Genomic DNA, 1,537 nt, shown 5'->3' on the forward strand with positions numbered 1-1,537 from the left:
GGTGTACAATTTAGCTATCATTTTTGTTTGATGGGGTCGCGGTGAGAATCTCTCTCATCTTTTCTGACCCCATTTTCTCAGATTTCAGTCCCACTGTGCTTTTCAACTTCCATGTCACCCCTTCAGCAGTGGTCTAAATGTAGGTGTGAAAGCATAACAGTAACATTTTTATCACGAACGCTTTCTCTGTCTATTTTTCTAACCCCAGTGCCTAAGTCGAACAAAACAATATCTCTATCATTTACGAATACCCCTACAGAATTAGTAGCACCTGATGTGCTGTCAAACCAACCGGAAGTTCCATAAAATACGATTTCAAATGCTTTAGTCTCCTCTTTCATCAAAGTATCTCCTTATTTTTACAGCATATTCGTTGTTTTCATCGTACCATTGCCATGCTCCCCATTGATTAATTTTTAGATAATCAGCGATCGCAAAACTATTGTCCTGAATTAATTTGTGGCGATCAGAATAGCGACGATTTTTATAATCTCCCTGAACAATATGATAAATCGTATTTTCTAGGTAAGACACTCGTCCTTTAATGGTATGAAAAACTTTGTCTCCCCAAGAATGATATAGATTAGAAAACGTATGATTTAAAAAAAGCGCTTTAACAAAAATCGAATGATATCCCATAGCAGAGGCCAATAAAACCTTGTCGCCACCTCCCAAAATCATAAAGTCGGGGAAGCCTATTTCTCTAATCGTGGTCGCCTTTGCCGCCCATCCAAAGCCCGGATTACATCCAAGACTTAAGCTGATGCCACTTTTACTGAAATAATCCTTAACTGTAATATCGCGATTGAAAGTCGTGACCACGGATTTGCGGCTAAGTCCAGTTAGATAAAAATGGCCATTCTCAAGCTTTACATCTTCGACTCGATTGAAGATCTGAACCAGTCGGTAGCTTTCCAGTTTCTCTTTTAATTGCTCTTGCCAACCCTTGTTAGTAAAAAGGAGATCGGCATCAGCCCAAACAACATATTGATGCTTTTCATTCAAATGGGATAACGCTACGTTATAGAATCTTTCTTTTTGCCAAAGTACAGAAGCAGAGGTAATCTTGATTATTTTAAGATTCTGCGAGGAAACAATACTGTCAGTATCTAAGCCATAACAAACCAGGATTATATCAACGTCTTCCCTTAAGTAAGCTAGTGCTTTGACAAGAGCCATATACCTGGATTTATTTTTTGAAAAATTAAAATAAGCTAGAATAACGACCGTATCCATAACTGCAGTGAGCCTTTTCATTGGTACTACTATACAATGGAAAAGCTATACCCATAAAAAATATATAGGAACCCTAAATCATTTGACAACTGATTTAGGATTCCTAATATAGCCACTAATTGCATTATAGTGGTTTTTAATTAGGTGAGGTACATGTTTTTAGGGAGTAGGGAGCAGGGAGCAGGGAGCAGGGAGCAGGGAGCAGTGAAGTCAGAAGAGGTAAGAGGTAAGATGGTAAAAATTTTGTGTACCTCATTAGACTAAAACAAAGCTAGATTGTTCGATGACCAAATGGCTTCTA

General features: G+C 38.1%; 2 protein-coding genes. Both read right to left on the minus strand.

Features of this window, described 5'->3' with window-relative positions; genetic code table 11:
• Window positions 1-122: 122 nt before the first annotated feature.
• Complete coding sequence (locus F6K49_RS47860) at window positions 123-341, minus strand: hypothetical protein (RefSeq protein ID WP_293109621.1); 219 nt, start codon at window positions 339-341, stop codon at window positions 123-125.
• On the minus strand, window positions 325-1,257 hold the full coding sequence (locus tag F6K49_RS47865) for a hypothetical protein (protein ID WP_293109623.1): 933 nt from the start codon (window positions 1,255-1,257) through the stop codon (window positions 325-327). The genes F6K49_RS47860 and F6K49_RS47865 overlap by 17 nt, the downstream gene beginning before the upstream one ends.
• Window positions 1,258-1,537: the final 280 nt, after the last annotated feature.

This window comes from Moorena sp. SIO3I6 (genome assembly GCF_010672095.1).

Excerpts from the sequence above, each read along its gene's own strand:
- F6K49_RS47860 (WP_293109621.1), bottom strand. The coding sequence starts at position 341 with ATGAAAGAGGAGACTAAAGCATTTGAAATCGTATTTTATGGAACTTCC.
- F6K49_RS47865 (WP_293109623.1), bottom strand. The coding sequence starts at position 1,257 with ATGAAAAGGCTCACTGCAGTTATGGATACGGTCGTTATTCTAGCTTAT.